Annotated in this window: 2 protein-coding genes; both read right to left on the reverse strand. The window is 50.8% G+C overall.

The window, feature by feature from the left end; genetic code table 11:
• Positions 1-93: 93 nt before the first annotated feature.
• Positions 94-486, reverse strand: a complete 393-nt coding sequence (locus JNK74_28320; protein MBL7650094.1) for a prepilin-type N-terminal cleavage/methylation domain-containing protein — start codon at positions 484-486, stop codon at positions 94-96.
• Positions 486-851, reverse strand: a 366-nt coding sequence (locus tag JNK74_28325) for a general secretion pathway protein GspG (protein ID MBL7650095.1), incomplete at its 5' end; no start/stop codon positions are given. The genes JNK74_28325 and JNK74_28320, both read right to left, overlap by 1 nt.

An 851-nucleotide genomic window follows, 5' to 3' on the forward strand; every position in this document is an offset into this window, starting at 1 on the left:
AGTTACTCCGAACAAGGCCCAAAGATAAACAAAACCGCTTTCCCGCCGTGGCATATCATGTGCACCACAAGAATCGGAGCAAACCCCGGTCATTTACCATTCTTGATAGTACGAGCCATCCAGCGCTCTTCCCGAGTAGCCGCTATAAACATCATAGACGCCTGATTCCGTCTCGTTCTTGGGAGGAACCTCGACCCAGGTTTTATCGCTTTCGGTAAACGGATCTTTCGGCACGCTGCGCATATAGCGTTTGTCGACCAGTTCTGTCAGGTCAATGGGATATTTACCAAAATCCGAATAGAACTGATCGATGGCATTGCGCATAATACCCAAGTCCTGCCGTAGCACGGCTTCTTTGGCTTTATCGATAGAATTAAAATACTTCGGCGCGACAATACTCAACAACGTCGCGATAATCGCCATAACCACCAGCAGTTCGATTAAGGTAAATCCTCTGGATTTCCCGATCTCGGATAGGTTTATCATCACCACTCCCGGTAAGGAATGCCGTTCAGGCCGATGGCTTCCGAACGTGAATAAACATCATAAACATCGTCACCCTCCTTGGGACTATCCCATGGGCTTTCATAACTGCGCTTCCCCCAGGTATCCGCAGCCGGAGTCGCCGAAACACCGGCGACATCCAGTTCGACAAACAGTGGATCAGGGGGCAAGCGGCGCAGGAAATAAATAATCTTCTTATCCGGACTCTTGATATCCGGCACGCCCATGAATAATTCCTCCAGCCGGGGTGGATAACCCGATTCATCGGCCTTCTTGGTAATACGCCCCTCATCCGTGGCCTGCTTGTAGGCATCGATGGCCGTTCGTATCTGGCGCAATGCAACGCG

The sequence above is a fragment of the Candidatus Hydrogenedentota bacterium genome, assembly GCA_016791475.1.
In the GTDB taxonomy this organism is placed as follows: Bacteria; Hydrogenedentota; Hydrogenedentia; order Hydrogenedentales; family JAEUWI01; genus JAEUWI01.